The 20,349-nt window shown below is 57.6% G+C and carries 18 protein-coding genes; 4 read left to right on the top strand and 14 right to left on the bottom strand.

What is annotated here, in order from left to right; all coding sequences use genetic code 11:
* Positions 1-12 precede the first annotated feature (12 nt).
* Positions 13-408 (bottom strand): YraN family protein, encoded by a 396-nt coding sequence (locus E0L16_RS05035; RefSeq protein WP_063867592.1) that lies wholly within the window; start codon positions 406-408, stop codon positions 13-15.
* Positions 366-2,504: a penicillin-binding protein activator gene (locus E0L16_RS05030; RefSeq protein ID WP_131636447.1), complete on the bottom strand. Its 2,139-nt coding sequence runs from the start codon at positions 2,502-2,504 to the stop codon at positions 366-368. Before E0L16_RS05030 ends, E0L16_RS05035 begins: the two co-directional genes overlap by 43 nt.
* A 61-nt stretch (positions 2,505-2,565) precedes the next feature.
* Between E0L16_RS05030 and rsmI the strand changes: the two genes are divergently transcribed.
* The gene (gene rsmI, locus E0L16_RS05025; protein ID WP_000809144.1) at positions 2,566-3,429 is read left to right on the top strand and encodes a 16S rRNA (cytidine(1402)-2'-O)-methyltransferase; all 864 of its coding nucleotides are present in this window, start codon (positions 2,566-2,568) and stop codon (positions 3,427-3,429) included.
* A 67-nt stretch (positions 3,430-3,496) separates the two neighbouring features.
* On the opposite strand, the gene E0L16_RS05020 is transcribed toward rsmI, so the two are convergent.
* The 11 genes from E0L16_RS05020 to kbaZ form a co-directional block, all read right to left on the bottom strand.
* Positions 3,497-5,386 (bottom strand): alpha-galactosidase, encoded by a 1,890-nt coding sequence (locus E0L16_RS05020; protein WP_131636446.1) that lies wholly within the window; start codon positions 5,384-5,386, stop codon positions 3,497-3,499.
* Positions 5,387-5,401: 15 nt separating this feature from the next.
* Positions 5,402-6,574 (bottom strand): MalY/PatB family protein, encoded by a 1,173-nt coding sequence (locus E0L16_RS05015; protein ID WP_131636445.1) that lies wholly within the window; start codon positions 6,572-6,574, stop codon positions 5,402-5,404.
* Positions 6,575-6,586: 12 nt separating this feature from the next.
* Positions 6,587-8,158 carry a maltose/glucose-specific PTS transporter subunit IIBC gene (malX, locus tag E0L16_RS05010; protein ID WP_063867597.1) on the bottom strand — a complete coding sequence of 524 codons (1,572 nt, stop codon included), beginning with the start codon at positions 8,156-8,158 and terminating at the stop codon, positions 6,587-6,589.
* A gap of 117 nt (positions 8,159-8,275) precedes the next feature.
* Positions 8,276-9,148, bottom strand: a complete 873-nt coding sequence (gene kbaY, locus E0L16_RS05005) for a tagatose-bisphosphate aldolase subunit KbaY (protein WP_107533950.1) — start codon at positions 9,146-9,148, stop codon at positions 8,276-8,278.
* Positions 9,149-9,160: 12 nt separating this feature from the next.
* Complete coding sequence (locus tag E0L16_RS05000; RefSeq protein ID WP_131636444.1) at positions 9,161-10,306, bottom strand: SIS domain-containing protein; 1,146 nt, start codon at positions 10,304-10,306, stop codon at positions 9,161-9,163.
* Positions 10,307-10,552: 246 nt separating this feature from the next.
* On the bottom strand, positions 10,553-11,686 hold the full coding sequence (nagA, locus tag E0L16_RS04995) for an N-acetylglucosamine-6-phosphate deacetylase (RefSeq protein ID WP_131636443.1): 1,134 nt from the start codon (positions 11,684-11,686) through the stop codon (positions 10,553-10,555).
* On the bottom strand, positions 11,683-12,117 hold the full coding sequence (gene agaF, locus E0L16_RS04990) for a PTS galactosamine/N-acetylgalactosamine transporter subunit IIA (RefSeq protein ID WP_131636442.1): 435 nt from the start codon (positions 12,115-12,117) through the stop codon (positions 11,683-11,685). Before agaF ends, nagA begins: the two co-directional genes overlap by 4 nt.
* Positions 12,118-12,133: 16 nt before the next feature.
* Positions 12,134-13,012: a PTS N-acetylgalactosamine transporter subunit IID gene (gene agaE, locus E0L16_RS04985; protein ID WP_063451074.1), complete on the bottom strand. Its 879-nt coding sequence runs from the start codon at positions 13,010-13,012 to the stop codon at positions 12,134-12,136.
* Positions 13,002-13,781, bottom strand: coding sequence for a PTS N-acetylgalactosamine transporter subunit IIC (gene agaW, locus E0L16_RS04980; protein WP_063451075.1), 780 nt, complete (start codon positions 13,779-13,781; stop codon positions 13,002-13,004). The genes agaE and agaW overlap by 11 nt, the downstream gene beginning before the upstream one ends.
* A gap of 10 nt (positions 13,782-13,791) precedes the next feature.
* Entirely contained in the window at positions 13,792-14,265 is a 474-nt protein-coding gene (gene agaV, locus E0L16_RS04975) for a PTS N-acetylgalactosamine transporter subunit IIB (protein WP_063451076.1), read from the bottom strand.
* A gap of 19 nt (positions 14,266-14,284) precedes the next feature.
* On the bottom strand, positions 14,285-15,592 hold the full coding sequence (kbaZ, locus tag E0L16_RS04970) for a tagatose-bisphosphate aldolase subunit KbaZ (RefSeq protein ID WP_131636441.1): 1,308 nt from the start codon (positions 15,590-15,592) through the stop codon (positions 14,285-14,287).
* Between the two features lie 239 nt (positions 15,593-15,831).
* Between kbaZ and E0L16_RS04965 the strand changes: the two genes are divergently transcribed.
* On the top strand, positions 15,832-16,635 hold the full coding sequence (locus E0L16_RS04965; RefSeq protein WP_063867605.1) for a DeoR family transcriptional regulator: 804 nt from the start codon (positions 15,832-15,834) through the stop codon (positions 16,633-16,635).
* 61 nt (positions 16,636-16,696) lie between these two features.
* Here the strand turns inward: E0L16_RS04965 and garD are convergent, their stop codons facing one another.
* A complete protein-coding gene (gene garD / locus E0L16_RS04960) occupies positions 16,697-18,268 on the bottom strand; it encodes a galactarate dehydratase (RefSeq protein WP_131636440.1) in 1,572 nt (523 codons plus the stop codon).
* 365 nt (positions 18,269-18,633) lie between these two features.
* On the opposite strand from garD, the gene garL reads away from it, so the two are divergent.
* Positions 18,634-19,404, top strand: a complete 771-nt coding sequence (gene garL, locus E0L16_RS04955; RefSeq protein WP_131636439.1) for a 2-dehydro-3-deoxyglucarate aldolase — start codon at positions 18,634-18,636, stop codon at positions 19,402-19,404.
* 21 nt (positions 19,405-19,425) lie between these two features.
* Entirely contained in the window at positions 19,426-20,316 is an 891-nt protein-coding gene (gene garR / locus E0L16_RS04950; RefSeq protein ID WP_063867608.1) for a 2-hydroxy-3-oxopropionate reductase, read from the top strand.
* The last annotated feature ends 33 nt before the right edge of the window (positions 20,317-20,349 follow it).

Genomic DNA, 20,349 nt, shown 5'->3' with positions numbered 1-20,349 from the left:
TTAAAATCTTATTTATGCGTCTTCGCCAAACGCGTTTTTAAGCCAGTCGATCGCATTTCCGGTGAAGGCTACCACATCGAAACGGCAATCCACAGTATCAAAACTCCCATTATGGCGGGCAAGCCACAAGTGGGCAGTCTGTAATAATTTTTGTTGTTTGGCGAGCGTCACGCTGGCGGCAGCACCGCCAAAACGGGACGACTGTCGGTAGCGTACTTCAACAAACACGATGGTATGACCGTCTTTCATGATCAGGTCAATTTCGCCGCCGCGCCCGCGAACGTTGGCGGCGACAAAACGCAGTCCTTTGCCTTCAAGCCAGCGGCGCGCTTTTAACTCCCACGCGTCCCCGGTCTGCTTACGGCTTAACTGGCCGGGACGATCTGCCCCTGCTGGTATTTGAGCCATGATAACTTCCTGTTAATCACACAATCCTGATTGGCGGTCAGATCGCCGGTATTACCGTTAAGCTCAAAGCCCGGTACCTGACGCATCTGGGTAAAGTGGTTTGCCAGCGCCCAGGCATCGACGCCCATTGCGTACAGACGCGCCAGAGAATAATCATTGCGCACCGCGCCCAGCGCCTGCTGCATCAGCTGCGGGTTACTGCCTGCCAGCATAGGGATTTCGCTGTATTGCAGCCCATCCATTTCCAGACGGAAATCCGGGCCTGCGGTACCCTGCGCGCTGCGCGAGCTGGCGTAGAGGGTTGCGCCGCTCTGGCTGCCGTTACGCATGGCGATCATCGGTTTGATAAAGGCGATCTCTTCCGGCGTCGCGACGATATACGCCGAATCCACCTTACCGCCGCCGCTGATCTGCGCGTCGGTAGGTGGCGCCGGGATCGTCAGGTCGCCGATGGTGACGCTCTGCTGCTGCGGCAGGCTGGCGGAGACCGGGCTACCATTAAGAGCAATACCTGCACCGCCGTTCACGCCCGCTCTCAGTTCGGACGCGGAGCCAAATTTCTGCTGCAACACCACGCCACCGCCCAGGGACTGCCACTCCTGCGCAAACGCGTTGGCGACGCGGTCGCCCAGCGCGCTGCGCGGGATCAGCAGCAGCGGCGCCTGTTTACCCTGCTCGTGAATATGACGCGCCGCATCGCGGGCCTCATCCTCCGGAGAGAGCGCGAAGTAACAGATGTTGGCGCGGTTTTGTACCTGCTCAGGCTGGTTAAGCGCCAGCACGTTCAGCGTGGTGTTGCTCTTCATCAGCGCTTCCACGTTGTTTTTCAACAGCGGGCCGACAACGATGCTGGCCCCGTCCTGCTGAACCTGCGCCAGCACCTGATCGAGCGGCTGGGCGCTGGTGTCGTAAATTTTCAGTTCTGCGCCAGGGTTAGCGCTGGTGGTTGCCACAGCCTGCTGCTGGGCCGCTGGCTGCTGTTCCGGCTGCGCGGCTTGTGGCTGAGGCTGTTCTGCCGTGACGGGCACCTGAGTTTCAGCCGGTGCCTGCGTCGCAGCAGGCGCTGGGGCAGCGGCTGGCGTCGTTGGGGCGGTAACCGGGTTCTGCATGGTACCCTGCGCAGGGGTTTGCGCGGTGGTCAGGTCTTCGGTTTCAGCAGCCGACGGGCTGACAACGTCATTCACGTTTGCCGCCTGTGCAGCCTGTGCCGGAACCGCGCTGCCGCTGACGGCGGTAGTGCCGTTTTTGGCGGCTTCAAAACCTTGCTGAATGGCGCGTCCAAACACCGCTGCCTGGCCGTTTAACGGCAGCAGCAGGGCGATTTTGCTGGTGGAGGCGGGCTTAAAGTTTTGCACGTTCACCAGCTGCGTTGGCAGCATTTTCGCCCCCGGGTTTTGCGGGTAGCGCTTTTGCCAGTCGGTAATACCGGCTTTCAGCATGTCCGGATCGCTGCGGTTGTTGAACCACATCTGTTGCAGATCCAGCCAGCCTTGCAGGACATTTTCATCGGCGTTGATCACCAGCGCCCTGGCCTGATCCTGGGTCATGGAGGCGAGCGCCTGCCAGGTGGCGTCAATATTTTTCTGCTTGTCCGCACCCGCGAGCAAAGGCTCCTGGGCAATCAGCGCGCGGAGTAGCGTCAGGGAAGGGCGACCCTGCTCAGCGGTGATACCGGCCTGCCAGAATCGGGCCTGCTGATTTTTATCCAGGGTGCTTAGATCGATGGTGCCGAGGATCTTCTTCGCGCCGTCGTCATCTTTCTGCGCAACCTTCAGTTCAGCCGACAGCAGGGTCTGCTCACGACGCTGCTCGTCGTTAAGCTCCTTCGGCAGCTGGCTGAAAAGCTCGGCGGCCTGCTGGGTTTTGCCTTCCTTCAGCAGTGCACGAATGGCGAGTAATTGCCAGTTGATCCTGGTATCATTTGTACTCTGCGACATTTGTTGCAGATAAAAGCCAGAATCAGCCTGAGCGGATCCCTGCATATGAGCAGTGCTCTGGTCGGGTGCCTGGGTGCCGCAGCCTGTAAAGATCAGGGCTGCCAGCAGGAGGGGCACGCTGTGCGCGGCTTTTTTTCGAAGAAACGTTAACGGTACCATACTGTATCCAGTGATTTTTTTACGCAATGCTCAATATTAAATCGGCAATACGGACGAGACAATGAAACAACACGAAACGGCAGATAATTCTCAAGGCCAGCTTTATATTGTACCTACTCCTATCGGGAATTTGTCTGATATTACCCAACGTGCACTCACTGTATTGCAAGCTGTTGATTTAATTGCTGCTGAAGACACCCGTCATACCGGTTTACTGCTGCAACACTTTGCCATTAACGCCCGTTTGTTTGCCCTGCACGATCACAATGAGCAACAAAAAGCCGAAACGCTGGTGGCGAAGCTTAAGGAAGGGCAGAACATCGCCCTGGTCTCCGATGCGGGTACGCCGCTTATTAACGATCCGGGTTACCATCTGGTGCGCACCTGCCGTGAAGCCGGGATACGCGTGGTGCCGCTGCCGGGGCCGTGTGCTGCTATTGCCGCATTAAGCGCGGCGGGTCTGCCGTCCGATCGTTTCTGCTACGAAGGTTTCCTGCCCGCCAAATCCAAAGGCCGCCGCGACGTGTTAAAGGATCTGGAAGCCGAACCGCGTACCCTGATTTTCTACGAATCCACTCACCGCCTGCTGGAAAGCCTGGAAGATATGGTGACCGTCTGGGGCGAAGGGCGCTACGTGGTGCTGGCGCGCGAGCTGACCAAAACGTGGGAAACCATTCACGGTGCGCCGGTCGGCGAGCTGCTGGCGTGGGTGAAAGAGGATGAAAACCGCCGCAAGGGCGAAATGGTGCTGATTGTCGAAGGGCATAAAGCGCAGGAAGACGCCCTGCCTGCCGATGCGCTGCGTACGCTGGCCCTGCTACAGGCTGAACTTCCTCTGAAAAAAGCGGCTGCGCTGGCGGCAGAGATCCACGGCGTGAAGAAAAATGCGCTGTATAAATACGCGCTGGAGCAGCAGGGGGAGTAAGTTATCCCCCCTTGTTTTGCCGGGTGGCGGCTGCGCCTTACCCGGCCTACAGAGTGCCAGAACCTTACTATTTACCAAGCATCGCCTCAAACACCAGCGTTTCCAGCGGTTGCAGGGTGATCACCATGGCGTTTTTATACTCCTCCGGTACGGTTGAATTGCTGCCGTACACGGCTTTCAGGGTGAACTGCGAAGCATCGCCTGTCGGGATCTCAAAATCTTTCGTTAAATCCAGATAGTAACGTTGCGGCTTATCCGACGGGTTGCGTAAGCCAAAAATCGCTTTGTCTTTGCTCCAGGAAGCCCAGCCGTAAACCTGAAGCGCAGTCGGGTCACCGCCAATCCAGTGAGTATCCACCAGCACGCTGGCATTCTCACGCGACCATTTTGCAGCCTGCGCCAGGGTATCCCACTTCGCCTTGTTGAGCATGGATGGCGTGATGTACAGTTCCTGCAACTGGGTGCCGGTTGCGAAGTAGCTCCACACCTGGTCGGCAAAATCGCTGTCCGTTTGTACCTTCTCCAGACCGTAATACGCATTTTCGGCGCTGACAATCCCGTGATACATCAGCGAGTTCAGCGGGAACAGCGGACCTTTGCGCACGATGGATCGCCAGGTTTCGGCATCGCGGTAGGTCATCCACTGCTGCACCGGCGTGCCGGGGCCGTACAGGTTGATATCATCGCCCTGACGCCAGATCGCGTCAGCGTAGAACAGCCAGGACGGGCTGGCGTCGGTGCCGGTTGTCAGGTTGATAAACAGGTTTGGGTTGGCGCTACGCATGTTATGCAGCAGGGCGATTGACGCGTCGAAATCCGAGGCAAACGGGCTCCCCTTGATATGCGAGTTGGCGTTGCCCATGCCGTCGAGCTTAAACGAGGTAATGTGCTCGTTTTCGATCAGCTTGATGATCCGATCGTTAAAGTTTTTAAAGTAGTTCGGCCCTGACAGCGCCAGCTTCCCGTCTACGGTTTCAAATCCGTACTCTTTTGCATGCGAGACGCGAATATCGCGCGGCTTGTTGTAGCCGCCCCACGGTGAAAGCCACAGCCCAACCGAGCTGTGCAGGCTGTCGGCTTTCTCCCTGACCTTGCCGAAACCGTTGCTGAATGCCGGGCCAAACAGCCACCGTCCGGTGCGATCGTCCCAGCCATCGTCCAGCAGGAACGCGTCCAGCGCCACGCCGCGCCCGGCGATAAACTCCTTGTTCCATTCGTCCATCCGCCCCAGCACATCCTGCTCGGAGTACGGGGTAAAGAAGCCGATGTCCATCCAGCTGTTGTAGTGCAGATAAGGCTTATACGGTCGCGGACGTACGGCATCAATAAACTGGTTCACGCTGCGGCGCAGTTGGCTGGTTTCCGGGAAGGTGCCAAACCAGGTGGTGTAGCTGACCGGCGCTTCAGGCTGAATGGGCGTTTTCAGCTCGACGTTCAGGTTCGTGGTGGCTTCATAAGCGTAAGTATTTACAATCGGTTTGTCTGGCAGAATGAAGAACGAGTCGGCCACGATTGGCGAGCTGTTGATCGCCCCGTCAACGTAAGGCGCCTGGGACTGCTTTTTCGTCGGGAAGAAGGTAATTTTCGCCACGTCCCGCGGCTGGCCGACCGCAGCGATGGTGTAATCGATACTGGCGTATTTATCCTTCACCAGGTTCAGCTTCACCGTCACGTTAAAATCCGGATGCGTAAAATCGACGACAATCGCGTTGTCCTGCTTTTCGACGTGCTTGATTTTAAAATCAGCGGTATGGATTTTTGTTTCATCCGGCAGCGTCAGAAAGAACAGCTCCTGCGGCGCGAGCGGATGGTTAGCCCTGCTGTCCTTCACCACGGCCGCTGCGTTTGCATCATCAAACGAGAGGGCAATAGCGTCGTTGCTGAGCGCGTAGTTCGCTGCCGCCGCGCCGTGGGACACGCAAAGCGCCAGCAGCGAGAGTGTGAGCACTTTTTTCATCGGGTAAGATCCTTATCAGTAATGCTTCAGCATTCGGTTGATGGACTGCTCCAGCCAGTAGCGCTGGGTACCGAAGTTGATCCGCAGGTAGTTTTCGCCGTTCTGGACGTAGTGGCTGCCGTCTTCGATGACCACGCCAGCCTGTTTTGCGAAATGTTGGGTCAGCGCCGTCGCGCTGCGATCGTCCGCGCTGACGTCTACCCAGGCGAGATACGACGACTCCGGGTTCATCATCTTCCACGCCGGGAAGTGGGTCTGAATGGCATCCGCCAGGTAGCGGGCATTGCCGCGCAGATAACCGTTCAGCGCGTCGAGCCACGGCAGGCCGTGCTGATAGGCCAGAATAATCCCCCACACGCCGAAGATATTTGGCGAGGTAATTGAGTTCTTCTCTAGCTGCTGACGGAAGCGCTGACGCAGCGAATCGTCTGGAATCATCGAGTAGGATGTTTTTAGCCCCCCCAGGTTGAACGCTTTATTCGGGGAGGTCAGCACAATCAGGTTATCCAGCGCGGCGCAGCCGGAGGTCAAACAGCTCACGAACGTGCCGTCGAGAATATGTTCCGCGTGCACCTCATCAACCACCAGAATGGTGCCGTAGCGTTTGCAGAGTTCGGAGACCTGGCGGATCTCATCCGCGCGCCAGATCCTGCCGGAGGGGTTATGCGGCGAGCAGAAGAACCACAGCGCGGGCCGGTGCGTTCTGAGCAGCGCTTCGGTCAGGTTAAAATCAAGCTGGTAGCGGTTATCTTCCACGCGCAGCGGGTTAGCGAGTACTTGCACTCCCTGTCGCTGCGTCGCCATGGCAAACGGATCGTACACCGGGGTGTTCATTATCACGCAGTCGCCGGGTGTGCAGAACGCCTGAACCGTATAGTGCAGCGTGGACACGGTGCCGTAGGTCAGGGTGATCCATGACTTCTCCACCTCAACCTGATGACGGGTGCGCTGGAAGGCGATGACCGCATCGTAGAATTCGTCGAAGCACCAGGTATAACCGAAGGTGCCATGCTCCACGATGCGCTGAAAGCCTTCAGTCACGGCGGGTGGCGAGGTGAAGTCCATATCTGCTATCCACAGCGGGATAAATCCCTCCGGGACATCACCGAAACGCGAGCACACAAACGCATGATCCCATTTACGGCACTTATCGCTTTTACGCTCAATGATCCTGTCGAAATCAAACACAACGACCCCCTGTTAAATTAAGGCTTCAATGCCGGTTTTGACGCTCTGCACCTGCGGGCCGATGATCACCTGAACGCTGTGGGCATCAAGCACCACGACGGACAGGGCGCCCGCGGCCTTCAGCGCCTGCTGGTCGATAAGCCCCATATCTTTCACTACCAGACGCAAGCGGGTAATGCAGTTGTCGAGCGACTCAATATTCTCTTTGCCGCCAAGCGCACGAAGAATAAGTCCATGATCGTATTTCGATTTTCCACGTGCCCGGGTATTGGCTTCCACCGCCTGGAGCGCACCCTGCGCGTCAACCTCACGGCCCGGCGTTTTAATATCGTGTTTGAGGATGTACCAGCGGAAGACGAAGAAGTAGATAGCAAACCAGGCAATACCCACCGGGAACAGCAGATACCATTTGGTCGACGTTCCCTGCATGACGCCGAAGATCAGCAGGTCCAGAATGCCGCCGTCGGTGTTGCCGATGGTGACGCCGAGCAGCGCCATCACCAGCAGCGCCAGGCCCGACATAACGATATGGAAGGCATAAAGCACAGGGGCGATAAACAGGAACAGGAACTCAATCGGCTCCGAAATGCCGGTGACCACCGAAACCAGCACGCCGGAAAGCAGCAGCCCTTTAATCACCGGACGGTTCTCCGGGCGCGCGGTGCGGTAGATGGCATAGGCCACGGCAGGCAGGCCGAAGATAAAGGTCGGCATAAAACCTTGCGATAAAAATGCCGTAACGTGCGGGCTAAACGGCAGGCCGGCCTTCAGCTCGGCGTAGAAAATATTCAGCGCACCGGCCACCTCATGACCGTTGACCATCTCAACGCCGCCCGCCGGGGTGAAGCGCACCATCGCCAGCAGAATGTGATGCAGGCCAAACGGCTTGAGCAGCAGCACGCCCACGCCATACAGGAACGGCCCAAAAACGCTGGTGCTCTGGATAATATGACCAATCCCGGCAATGCCCATCGCCACATATTCCCACAGCAGGGGGATGAACAAACCGACCAGCGACAGGGTGAGGGCGGTAATAATCGGGACAAAACGAATGCCGCTGAAGAAGGCAAAGGCGTCGTGCAGCACCGTGTCCTGAAAGCGTTCGTGCAGGAAGTAGGTGATGACCCCCACCACAATGCCGCCCAGCACACCCATCTCCAGCGTTTGAATGCCCAGCACGATGGATTGTCCCACCTGTCTCATGGTGGCGGCATCGGCAAGCTGGTGGGTGGCGGTCAGGTAATAGTTGATGCTCATGTTCATCAGCATGTAGCCAACGAATCCGGCAAAGGCGCCTACCGCTTTATTGCGTTTGGCAAGGCCCATCGGGATCGCCATGGCAAACATCAGCGGCAGGTAGGTAAAGGCAAACCCGCCGACCATGGCGATAAAACCAAAGGTGAGCTGCGTTAACTCGCCGCCCAGAAAAGGAAAACTTTTGATGGTGGAGGGGCTGGTAACGGAACTGCCAATACCCAGCAGCAGCCCCATAAAGGCAAGCAGGGACACCGGGAACATAAAGGTCTTTCCCAGGCTCTGGAAAAACGCCCACGCTTTCGATTTAAACGACTTTTCCTGTGTCATGTAGGGACTCCTCGGATTTTTTAGGATAATGGAAGGCGCTGTCCGGCTTAAGGACGCGCCTTCATATTTGCGAGGCTTATAGTTATTTTTTAGGTATTGATGTAATGCGCGATGGGATCAGGCTTCAGCCGGAAGCAGCAGTCGGTTTGCCGAGCCGCAAACGGTGATTTTGCTTCTGACCACCTCCTTCATGGCATCCATGCCGACCCGCATGTAGAAGCGCGGATCGTTGCCCTGCGGGTTTTCGGCAAACCAGGCTTTAACGGCGTCGGAGAAGGCGATTTTCAGTTCTGTTGCAACGTTCACTTTGCAGACGCCCAGCTCAATGGTGCGGCGCACGTCCTCATCCGGCACATCGCTCGCGCCGTGCAGCACCAGTGGCACCGTCACCACCTCGCGGATCTCGGCCAGCCGCTGGAAATCGATTTTTGGCCGTTTGGTATAGAGGCCGTGTGCGGTACCGATGGCAACGGCGAGGCTGTCCACCCCAGTCAGCTCGACAAAGCGTTTCGCTTCCTGCGGGTCGGTCAGAAACGCGCTTTCGGCGTCGACGCTCATGTCATCTTCCACCCCGCCCAGTCGTCCCAGCTCGGCCTCGACGCTACAGTCGTTGAGGTGGCAGAAATCGACGACCGACTTCACCAGCTTCACGTTTTGTTCGAACGGGTAATGGCTGCCGTCGATCATTGCGCTGCGTACGCCGGCATGGACTTTGCGGCGAATGTCGTCCAGCGATTCGTGGTGATCGAGGTGGAGCGCCAGTGGCATGTCATAAGTGTGGGAATAGGCGCTGCATAAGGCGTAAATCTCTTCCAGCGCAATATGTTTAAACGTACCCGGCGTACCCGCGAGGATCACCGGCGAGCGCATTTCGCTACAGACTTCGAGGATCGCCTGGATCGTCTCGGCGTTGTGGATGTTAAAGGCCGGAACGGCATAGCCCTTCGTCTGCGCGTCCTGCAAAAGGTATTTGGTAGAAATAATGCTCATGAGCCTCTCCTCTTAAGCCTGCCACGGATGAATAACAACGCCCTGGACCACACGGTTAACCGTACCGCTGGCGGACGGCGTATCCGGCGTATTGCCGACGTGCAGAGACTGGGTGAGTGCAAAGACCTGGGCGTACATCAGGAAGCAGAACGCCTGCTCCATATCGTTAAACGCGCGGGAAGGCGGCAGCAGGATATGCGGGCCTGCTTCAATGACCGGATCCGTTTCGGCTGCAATGGCTACCACGCGCATGGCCTGACGATCGCGACGCAGCTCGGCGAGCAGATCCAGATCGTACCGACGGGTATACGGATGGCTGGAGACAAACACGACGACCAGCGTTTCGTTGTCTACCAGCGACTTAGGGCCGTGACGAAAACCCGCTGGCGAATCGTAGAATGCCGCCAGCTTGCCGGCGGTCAGCTCCAGCACCTTCAGCGCAGATTCCCGCGCGGCGCCCTGTAATCCGCCGCTGCCCAGATAAACGATGCGCTTCCACGGTTCGTTACCAAAAACGCCGTGGCTGAAATCGCCGAGCGACGTGAGGATCGCCTGACAGCGATCGGATACGTCGCGGAACGTTTTGCTGTTGATCGTTTCCGGTGCGAATACCGCCAGGCAGCTCGCCATCATGGTGGTGATGCTGCTTGTCATCGCGAACCCGCGATCGTGCGTTTCAGCCGGCATGAGCAGAGCGCAGGCGTTATCGCTGTCGACGGCATTCTGGTACAGGCTGCCCGCTTCATTACAGGTGATCGACAGGTGGTAGCACTCCGGCACAAACTGGTTCGCCAGCTCAACGGCGGCGACGCTCTCCGGGCTGTTGCCGGAACGGGCAAAAGAGACCAGCAGCAGCGGGTGCGCAGGGCTGAAATAATCCATCGGATTGGTGACCAGATCGGTCGTTGGGATCGCGGTCATGTTTTTCCCTGTGCGGCTGGCAAGCCATGGCGCAATGATGTCACCGATAAAAGCGGACGTGCCCGCACCGGTCAGAACGATCCGCAGATCGGGCTTGCGCAACAGTGGCGTCAGAAAACCGTCGATCGACGCGCGCAGGTTATCGATATTGCTGAGCGAGCGAAGCCAGCTGGCTGGCTGCTGGCGGATCTCTTTTTCGGTCCAGGTGCCGGTGGTGGCGGTAGTGGTTTGTGGCATAACTCAGTCCTTAGTCGTGTGAATTCCACATCAGACGCTGGCAAACGTGTCGCTATCTTTCGTTTCGTTTCACTTGTTCACTTAAGCAGTTAAAGAAAATCTATAGAAAAGAAATCGAAAGTTCAATGGCGAAAAAGAAATAAAACGAAAAGTGTGATCGCGAAAGGAAAGGTAAAAATTAAGGAAAGGAAAAGAAAGGCCTTACGATCGCATTCCGTAAGGCCAACAGAGCAGACTGCGAAAGGGCTATAGCGAAAACACCTGACCCTGAAGCCAGATCTGCCGGAGGTGTAAACCTGCGTCCAGCGCAATAATGTTGGCGCGTTTGCCTGGCGCTAACGATCCCAGCAGGTGGTCCATACCGAGCAGGCGGGCAGGATGCAGCGAGGCCATATGAATAGCGTTCTCTGCGGGAACCCCCGTATGCTCCACCATATGTCGCACGGCGGCATCCAGCGCGAGCGTGCTGCCCGCCAGCCCGCCGGAGGCCGTGCGGACAACGCCGCCCTGCATCTCGACATTTTCACCACATAGCGTATAGCGCCCGTCGGGCATCCCCGCCGCCTGCATGGCATCGGTAATCAGCACCGTGCGATCCTTCGCACAGCAACAACACAGCCGCATGGCTCCAGGGTGAACGTGGTGACCGTCGGCAATCAGCTCCAGCCACGCGCGTGGGTCCGTCAGCCCGGCGCCAACCATGCCGGGCTCCCGGTGGTGTAACCCCGTCATGCCGTTGTAGCAGTGCACCAGCCCGGCTGCGCCTGCGTCAAATGCGGCAAGGGTCTGCGCGTATGTAGCAGCGCTGTGGCCCAGCATGACGCGTATCCCTTTCTGGCTGAGGTGATGGATCGCCTTCAGGGCGTGCGCTTTTTCCGGGGCCAGCGCCACAACCCGCAGCGTGTCCTGCGAAACCGCAATCAGCGCATCAAGTTCCGCAAGATCCAGTTCGCGAAACAGTTCTGGCGGGTGCGCCCCTTTGTTCTGCGGCGTAAAGTACGGGCCTTCCAGATAGCTCCCCAGAACCTGCGCGCCGGGGCCACCGGCATGACAGCGTCGGGCAATACGCCTTAACGCGCCATGGATCGCCTCCAGCGGAGCGGTGACGGTGGTGGGTAAAAACGCCCCCACACCTTCACGTGCTTTATGCATGGCTAACCGGTCCAGCACGTCGGGTGCATCATCCATCACGTCCACTCCCGCACCGCCGTGGACGTGGATATCGATATATGCCGGGCAAAGCAGGTCCGCCTCGCGGACGTTAACCCCTGCCGGTATCGGCTCGATGGCGGTGATGACGCCTCTTTCGATACGCAGCTGGTGGTCATCCAGCCAGCCCTGCCCGGTAAGCAGACGACGCGCGCGCAGCACCTGGCTCATATCCCTTCCCCGGCGGGCACTTCCTCGCGACAGCGGGCTAGCTCATCCACCAGGCTGGTCAGGCCGCGATGGCCGCACTCCAGCGCCTGCAAACGAAACGCTTCGCTGCTTAATCCGTCGCGATCCAGCACCATCTCCAGCAAAAGCTGGAGGTTAGTGCCGGCGATCACTTCGCTGCCGGGCCGCTGCATCGCGAGGGTAGAGGCCACACGAAACGGCGTCCCGCCGAGAAGATCGGTGAGAAACACAATATCGTGCTCTGCGTCCAGTTCAGTCACTGCTTGCTCAAGCTGCGCGGTCAGCCGCGCAGTGGTGGAACTTTCCGGAAAATCGATGGCGATAAACTGCGGCTGTTCGCCGAGGATCTGCTTCATCGCCTGTTCAAGCCCGCTGGCAAAACCGCCGTGACCCGTCAAAATAATGCCTAACATCGCAACCTCTTTGCGTTTACAGGAAGTGACAGAATTTACCGACTACGCCCAGCACCACGGTGATACCAATCAGGCGCAGCGGGCTCCAGCCACGGCGTACCAGCCAGAACATGGTCAGGGTGTAGACCAGCGGCAAAAACGCCGGCATCAGCTTGTCGATCACGTCTGTTTGCAGTTTGACGACCGCATCCCCGGCTTTAATCTCGAGTGTGGTATTCAGGCGGACATAGGTTGCCACCAGCGCACCAATTACCGTCATCCCGACAATGGACGCAGCATGGCCAACCTTTTTGGTGTTGGCCTTGATCAGCGGGATCGCGGCGACACCCATTCGGTAGGCATAGTGCGCCAGACCAAAACGCAGGCCGAGATGCACCACGTTAAACAGCACGATAAAGACCACCGCGCCAAGAATGGAGCCCTGTAGCGCAAGGCTGGCGCCAATCCCCCCGCAAATCGGCAGCAGGGTGAGCCAGAACATGGCGTCACCAATGCCTCCGAGCGGCGCACCGACGGCAATTTTCGTGCTCTGAATGCTGTTCACGTCCTGCTTTGATCGTTCCATCGCCAGAATAATGCCGATAACAAAGGTCACCAGGAACGGATGGGTGTTGAAGAAGCCCATATGGCCCTTCATGGCGCGCGCCAGGTCCCGTTTATTGGTGTGGATCTTTTTCAGCGCGGGCAGCAGCCCGTACAGCCAGCCGGAGGCCTGCATACGCTCGTAGTTGAACGAGGCCTGTAACAGCATGGAGCGCCAGGCCACGCGGTTAATGTCTTTTTTGGTCAGCTCCGCGCCAATGGTCTGGTCTTCATAGACGTTTTCATTCACGCCGCTCAGCAGCGTCTCTTCACTGACGGACGCGCCCGGCAGGGTGGTGTGATTAGATGCCATCTTCAAATTCCTCTTTCTGGGCCGCAGGCGTCGTCGGTTCAGGCGACTTACGCAGCAGGTCGATCAGCGCCATCGCCAGCGCAGCCGCCGCAATCGCCAGCACCGGAAGCTTCAGCCAGGCCGCGGCGACAAAACCGATAATGAAGTAAGGGATGTAAACGTTTTTCATCATGATCTTCAGCAGCACGGCGAAGCCGATCGCTGGCATGATGCCGCCCGCGACGCCGAGACCGTCGATCAGACGCTCCGGCAGAATAGCAATGGCGGTTTTCGCGTGTTCTGCACCGAAGTAGATGGGCAGAAACGCGCACAGAAAATAAAAAACACCGAGCGCCAGCAGCGCCAGATAGTTGACTCGCTCAATGCCGTCGGTGTCCGCGTTAGCCGCCATGCGATCGCAGCGGGACATTACGCCGGACATCACGGAGAAGAGGAACGTAATACCCATCTGCACCGCCACGGCAAACGGTACGGCCACCCCAACGGCGACATCCGGCTTCACGCCCGTGGTGATGGCAAACGTGGTGCCAACGATGGTGCCGATAATCACGTTCGGCGGCTGCGCGCCCGCCAGCGGCGCCAGGCCCATCCAGACCAGTTCTAAGGTACCGCCGGTCAGAATACCGGTGTGCAGGTCGCCCAGTATCAGGCCAACCAGCGGCCCGAGCACTACCGGACGGTGCATGTGTGTTAAGCCGTTAAACATATCCAGGCCCGCGATAAAGGCGAGAAGCCCGAGCGCGAAAGCCTGCAAAAGACTGATTTCCATTGTGAATCCCTCAGAGCAGTTTAAAGAGATCCAAAGCAGTCTCTGTTGGAACGCCCTGAACGAAGCATTCCACGCCGGCCGCCTTCAGGCCGTTAAACGCGGCGATATCGTTCGCGTCTACAGATACCGTTTTGGCAATTTGCTGTTTGCCACTGGCATAATGCATATTTCCGACGTTGATACGGGTGATGGGTACGCCGCCCTCTACCAGCGTTAAAAAATCAGCCGGTGATTTGCAGACCAGCAGAATTTTCTGGCGGTCGGCGGCGCGATGAATGTTGTCGATGACCTTTTGCAGAGACCAGAAACGCACGGCGATGCCTTCCGCGAGCACCATTTCCATCAGGTTTTGTTGAACCGGATCGTCTGCAACCTCGTCATTTGCCACCAGCACCAGGTTTGCCCCCGCAAACCCCACCCACTGCACGCCCACCTGTCCGTGGATCAGGCGCTCATCAATGCGGCATAAGACAATGTTTGGCATAGCGTTTTCCTCTTTTTAATTATGCGTGTTGAGTCGTTACGCCTTCGCAGGCGGCATGGTACTGCTGGAGTATGTCCTGAATGTGGTCGAGGATGAGTTCCCGTGGCGTTGACTTGAGAGCGCCCTCGCGAACTTTGCTGTACTGCAAAGGCAGATACTGGCTGATCAACGGCAGCGGGATCGGTTCATCCGCAAGGTTGCGTACCAGTCGCTCAAAGGCGTCGTCAATCTGGCTGTCTGGCCAGTAATAACGCACGCGGTCGGAGTAGCTGTAGCCGCGGGCCAGGCGTCGGGCGTTGCCGTCACCGTGATAGTGGCTTTGCCAGTATTCCGGGCGATCGAGCATCACGTTTTCCAGGACGTGACGCAGCCCGGAGCAGGCTTTTGCCGGCAGCAGCTCTTCTTCAATGGCCGCCAGCGAGAACAGCGCTTCGCGCAGGGCAAAGGTCAGGGCAGGGCCGACTTTAAGAATGGCGAAGTGATCGTTCACCAGCTGGCGCAGCGCCTGCGGCGTCTGGTAATCGGTAGAATGTGCTTCAAATACCAGCGTGTCATAGGCTTCAACCATTTTGCTCAGCGCGACGGCCTTATGCGGCTGATAGTCACAAACGTGCGCATGATCGAACTCAACGCCGGGCTGAACCACCAGGCCAATAATGCGCGGCCAGATGTCGCTTAACCCTTCCTTCTCGAACGCGTGGCGGTGTGCCTCAAGCGTGGCGCGTGCCGCCTCTGGCGTGGTGACCTCAAGCTCGGTCAGCGTGTCGTGCGCGCCGCCGGGAACCGGAACTTCCGTGCCGATAACGTAGACCAGATCGACTACACCAAATTGCTCAAGACAGGTTGTTTCGGCAATTTTTGCCAGACGCGCGGCGCGCCCGGCAACGATCGCATCGGTTAAAGGAACCGGATCGTCTTCGCAGGACATGCTGCAATCGAGATGGATCTTCTTGAACCCGGCCGCCACGTAGCTTTTGATGAGATCGTCGGCGTTCGCCATCGCCTGCAAAGCCGGCAGGTTTTGCCAGCGGTTGGGACCGAGATGATCGCCGCCAAGGATCAGCTGCGAGGTGGGGAAATCAAGAGATCCCGCCAGCGTGCAGACAAACCCATGAAAGTCGGCGGGCGTCATACCGGTATAGCCGCCAAACTGATCCACCTGGTTTGAGGTGGCTTCAATCAGCAGAGGCGTCTGTTGAGAATGGGCGTAACGAATTGCAGCTTCAAGTACCAGTGGATGTGCGGAACAGACGGCATAAATCCCGTTTGTATTCCCCCGTTTATGGTGTTCCACCATTTCTGTCAGATGTTTCACTTTCCTCTCCATTTCGGATGGTGTTGGTATTCATCTTTCGTTTTGTTTCATTTGATACTGCATTATGGTGAGGTAAAAATAAAACGAAAGATAATAGTTTTCCGATCTGTTTCACAAAAGAAACATAATGAAAGGTTTCAGCGGCGGGTAAGCGTGCGTCAGCGCGCCTTACAGGGCTTGCATTCCCTTAAAAGAAAGGCGTTAATAAGCAAAACGAAATGAAACGAAAGTTTATTTACTAAGGAGCTCGTATGAGCAGCACCGATCCATCCGCAGAGAAGCGCATCACCGGCACCAGCGAAAGGCGAGAGCAGATCATTCAGCGGTTGCGGGCGCAGGGAAGCGTGCAGGTTAACGATCTTTCTCTTTTATACGGCGTGTCGACGGTGACGATCCGTAACGATCTGGCCTTTCTGGAAAAGCAGGGGATTGCCGTTCGCGCTTACGGCGGCGCGCTGATTTGCGAAGGCAATATGCCCGGCGTGGAGCCGTCCGTTGAGGACAAAAGTTCCCTTAATACGGCAGTGAAGCGCAGCATCGCGCAGGCGGCGGCTGAGCTGGTGAAGCCGGGCCACCGCATTATTCTGGACTCGGGTACTACGACCTGTGAAATCGCCCGTATGCTGCGCCAGCACACCGACGTTATTGCCATGACCAACGGGATGAACGTGGCGAACGCGCTGCTGGAAGCAGAGGGAGTGGAGCTGCTGATGACCGGTGGACACTTGCGCCGTCAGTCGCAGTCTTTCTACGGCGACCAGGCGGAGCAGTCGTTACAGAATTACCATTTTGACCTGCTGTTCCTGGGCGTCGACGCCATCGATCTCGATCGGGGGGTGAGTACGCACAATGAGGATGAAGCCCGCCTGAATCGAAAAATGTGCGAGGTGGCAGAGCGCATTATCGTTGTGACCGACTCCAGCAAGTTTAATCGTTCAAGCCTGCATAAAATCATTGATACCCAGCGGATCGATATGATTATCGTCGATGAAGGTATTCCGGCGGAGAGCCTCGACGGGCTGCGGAAAAGCGGGATTGATGTGGTGCTGGTCTAAAGGGGCTTTCCCCCCTCACCCTGCCCTCTCCCCTGTGGGGAGAGGGCAGGGTGAGGGGCCATCACGTCACCGGCGCCGGATTAAACACCGCCAGCTGGTTATGCAATCCCCATTGATCAGAGAAGGTTTTCTTCCGCCCGCTCGCCACGTCCAGAATGAAGTGGAACAGCTTCCAGCCCACGTCCTCAATACTTTCTTCCCCGGTGGCGATGGTGCCGGCGTTGATATCCATTAAGTCATACCAGCGGTTTGCCAGCTCGGTGCGGGTCGCCATTTTGATCACCGGTACCGCCATCAGGCCGTACGGCGTGCCGCGCCCGGTGGTAAAGACCTGTACCGTAATGCCGGACGCCACCTGCTGGGTGCCGCAAACAAAATCACTGGCAGGCGTTGCCGCGTAAATAAGGCCGCGTTTGGTTGGCCGCTGGCCCGGAGAGAGCACTTCCACAATCGCACTCTGGCCGGATTTGGCAATTGACCCGAGGGCTTTTTCCACCACGTTCGCCAGGCCGCCTTTCTTGTTACCCGGGGACGGGTTTGCGCTGCGGTCGGTTTTGCCCATATCAAGATAGTTATCGTACCAGGCCATCTCCTCCAGCAGGCGTTTGCCCACCTCCTCGTTGACGGCGCGCGGCGTAAGCAGGTGGATAGCGTCACGCACTTCTGTGACCTCGGAGAACATCACCGTGGCGCCGCAGCGCACGAACAAATCCGACGCGTAACCCACCGCCGGGTTGGCGGTCACGCCGGAAAACGCATCGCTGCCGCCGCACTGTGTCCCCACGACCAGCTCAGAGGCCGGGCAGGTTTCGCGCTGGCGTTTGTTCAGCGTGTCCAGATGGCGCTCCGCCACCTGAAGAATATCGTCGACCATGGAACGGAATCCGACGTGACGTTCGTCCTGGAGACGAACAATGCTGGCATCGTCTACCGGAATGGCTTTCACATCCTCAGTACCCAGCAACAGGCGTTCAGGCTGCAATTTCTCACAGCCGAGGCCAATCACCATCACCTCGCCGCCAAAGTTTGGGTTGAGGGCGATATTGTGGATTGTGCGGATTGGCACGACCGCCGCGGGCGCGTTGATCGCCACGCCGCAGCCGTACAGGTGGTTAAGCCCCACCACGCCGTCAACGTTGGGGTATTTCGGCAGCAGATCGCGCTCAATAATTTTCACCACGTAATCCACGACGCCCGCCACGCAATGCACGCTGGTGGTGATGCCGAGCAGGTTTTTGGTTCCCACGCTGCCGTCGGCGTTGCGGTAACCTTCGAAGGTATAGCCCTCAAGCGGAGGCAACGGCTCAGGGACGCGGGTCGCCAGCGGCAACGTCTCCAGCGGCGGGGCCGCTGGCAGCTCAACCAGCGACTCTTCAACCCAGCTGCCCTGCGGGATAGGGCGTACCGCATAGCCGATGACTTCGCCGTAACGCACGATTTCGCCGTACGTGGGGATATCGACCAGCGCGACCTTGTGCCCCTGCGGAACGTGCTCAATCAGCTCCAGCCCGTCCGGGAATCGGGTACCCGCTTTTAAGCCATTGTCGTTGACAATAATCGCCACGTTGTCGGTATCGTGCACTTTTATATAGAACGCCGTCGGCGACGCCTGTCGAATTTGAATATCGGCCATTGTTTACGCTTCTCCAGCAAAATATCTGATACTAAATATAGCCAGATGGTTAATTGTTTCTTATTGAAGAAATAAAGAATGTCAGGAGAGGAAAGGTGAGAATGTGATCGCGATCGCTCCCGAAACACTAATCGTTGATTCTGTGCATCAGCGCCCACTGCTTTGTGCATATGCTCAAGATAGCGTTCAAATATCACTCGATAACTGAGCATTGAAACAATGTACTGCCGTCGGGCGGCGATTATACTGAATGACGATTTTATAACGCCAAAATTCAGTCAGAAAATAAATATAACCCTGACGCTGCGTCGGAATAAATAAAAATGATGCTGGCTAAAACTGCGGAATTAAAAAAGGTATAAGCGATGAGTAACGATATCTTCCCGAATAAGTTTAAAGCAGCCCTCGCGGCGCACCAGATCCAGATTGGCTGCTGGTCTGCGCTGGCAAACCCCATCAGCACGGAAGTGCTGGGCCTGGCCGGATTCGACTGGCTGGTGCTGGACGGCGAACATGCGCCAAACGATATCAGCACGTTTATTCCGCAGCTGATGGCGCTGAAAGGCAGCCACAGCGCGCCGGTGGTGCGTGTGCCCACCAACGAGCCGGTTATCATCAAGCGTTTACTGGATATCGGCTTCTACAACTTCCTGATCCCGTTTGTTGAAACGGAAGAAGAAGCGGTGCTGGCCGTGGCGGCGACCCGCTATCCGCCGGAAGGGATCCGCGGCGTGTCCGTTTCGCACCGCGCCAACATGTTTGGCACCGTGCCAGACTATTTCGCCCAGTCCAACAGGAACATCACCACCCTGGTTCAGATCGAGAGCCAGCAGGGTGTCGATAACGTCGACGCCATTGCCGCGACCGAAGGCGTAGACGGTATTTTCGTCGGCCCGAGCGATCTGGCTGCCGCCTTTGGTCATCTGGGCAATGCCAGCCACCCGGACGTACAGCGCGCGATCCAGCACATTTTTGCCCGTGCCAAAGCCCACGGTAAGCCGTGCGGCATTCTGGCGCCGGTGGAAGCTGACGCCCGCCGCTACCTGGAGTGGGGCGCAACGTTTGTTGCCGTCGGCAGCGACCTCGGCGTATTCCGCGCGGCCACGCAGAGATTAGCAGACGCTTTTAAAAAATAACCATCATTGAGGAAACAGATTATGACGCTGAAAGTGGGTTTTATTGGCCTGGGTATCATGGGCAAACCAATGAGCAAAAACCTCATCAAAGCAGGTTACTCGCTGGTGGTTCTCGACCGTAATTCAGACGCGGTGGCAGAGGTGATTGCGGCCGGCGCGGAAACGGCGGCAACCGCAAAAGCGATCGCCGAGCAGTGCGATGTCATCATCACCATGCTGCCAAACTCTCCGCACGTGAAAGAGGTGGCGCTGGGTGAGAACGGCATTATCGACGGCGCGAAGCCGGGCCTGGTGGTGATCGACATGAGTTCAATCGCACCGCTGGCGAGCCGCGAAATCAGCGAGGCGCTGAAGGCGAAAGGCGTGGAGATGCTGGACGCACCGGTCAGCGGCGGCGAGCCCAAAGCCATTGACGGCACCCTGTCGGTGATGGTGGGCGGCGATAAAGCCGTCTTCGACAAATACTACGACCTGATGAAAGCGATGGCTGGCTCCGTGGTGCACACCGGGGACATCGGCGCGGGTAACGTCACCAAGCTGGCAAACCAGGTGATTGTGGCGCTGAACATTGCGGCCATGTCGGAGGCGCTGACGCTGGCCACCAAAGCGGGGGTGAATCCGGATCTGGTCTATCAGGCCATTCGTGGTGGTCTGGCGGGCAGCACCGTGCTGGATGCCAAGGCACCGATGGTGATGGATCGTAACTTTAAGCCAGGTTTTCGTATCGACCTGCACATTAAAGATCTGGCGAATGCGCTGGATACGTCACACGGCGTGGGGGCGCAGCTGCCGCTGACTGCCGCCGTCATGGAGATGATGCAGGCGCTGCGTGCGGACGGTCTTGGCACTGCCGATCACAGCGCGCTCGCGTGCTACTACGAAAAACTGGCGAAGGTCGAAATTACTCGCTAATGACGTCCTGCCCGGTGGCGCAACGCATACCGG

This window comes from Enterobacter quasihormaechei, assembly GCF_004331385.1.
Lineage (GTDB): Bacteria > Pseudomonadota > Gammaproteobacteria > Enterobacterales > Enterobacteriaceae > Enterobacter > Enterobacter quasihormaechei.
This window is presented reverse-complemented; position numbering and strand designations above follow the sequence as displayed.

Bases quoted from the DNA above. Each gene is read 5' to 3' on its own strand.
- E0L16_RS05035 (WP_063867592.1), bottom strand. From the start codon at position 408: ATGGCTCAAATACCAGCAGGGGCAGATCGTCCCGGCCAGTTAAGCCGT.
- E0L16_RS05030 (WP_131636447.1), bottom strand. From the start codon at position 2,504: ATGGTACCGTTAACGTTTCTTCGAAAAAAAGCCGCGCACAGCGTGCCC.
- rsmI (WP_000809144.1), top strand. From the start codon at position 2,566: ATGAAACAACACGAAACGGCAGATAATTCTCAAGGCCAGCTTTATATT.
- E0L16_RS05020 (WP_131636446.1), bottom strand. From the start codon at position 5,386: ATGAAAAAAGTGCTCACACTCTCGCTGCTGGCGCTTTGCGTGTCCCAC.
- malX (WP_063867597.1), bottom strand. From the start codon at position 8,158: ATGACACAGGAAAAGTCGTTTAAATCGAAAGCGTGGGCGTTTTTCCAG.
- kbaY (WP_107533950.1), bottom strand. From the start codon at position 9,148: ATGAGCATTATTTCTACCAAATACCTTTTGCAGGACGCGCAGACGAAG.
- E0L16_RS05000 (WP_131636444.1), bottom strand. From the start codon at position 10,306: ATGCCACAAACCACTACCGCCACCACCGGCACCTGGACCGAAAAAGAG.
- nagA (WP_131636443.1), bottom strand. From the start codon at position 11,686: ATGAGCCAGGTGCTGCGCGCGCGTCGTCTGCTTACCGGGCAGGGCTGG.
- agaF (WP_131636442.1), bottom strand. From the start codon at position 12,117: ATGTTAGGCATTATTTTGACGGGTCACGGCGGTTTTGCCAGCGGGCTT.
- agaE (WP_063451074.1), bottom strand. From the start codon at position 13,012: ATGGCATCTAATCACACCACCCTGCCGGGCGCGTCCGTCAGTGAAGAG.
- agaW (WP_063451075.1), bottom strand. From the start codon at position 13,781: ATGGAAATCAGTCTTTTGCAGGCTTTCGCGCTCGGGCTTCTCGCCTTT.
- agaV (WP_063451076.1), bottom strand. From the start codon at position 14,265: ATGCCAAACATTGTCTTATGCCGCATTGATGAGCGCCTGATCCACGGA.
- kbaZ (WP_131636441.1), bottom strand. From the start codon at position 15,592: ATGGAGAGGAAAGTGAAACATCTGACAGAAATGGTGGAACACCATAAA.
- E0L16_RS04965 (WP_063867605.1), top strand. From the start codon at position 15,832: ATGAGCAGCACCGATCCATCCGCAGAGAAGCGCATCACCGGCACCAGC.
- garD (WP_131636440.1), bottom strand. From the start codon at position 18,268: ATGGCCGATATTCAAATTCGACAGGCGTCGCCGACGGCGTTCTATATA.
- garL (WP_131636439.1), top strand. From the start codon at position 18,634: ATGAGTAACGATATCTTCCCGAATAAGTTTAAAGCAGCCCTCGCGGCG.
- garR (WP_063867608.1), top strand. From the start codon at position 19,426: ATGACGCTGAAAGTGGGTTTTATTGGCCTGGGTATCATGGGCAAACCA.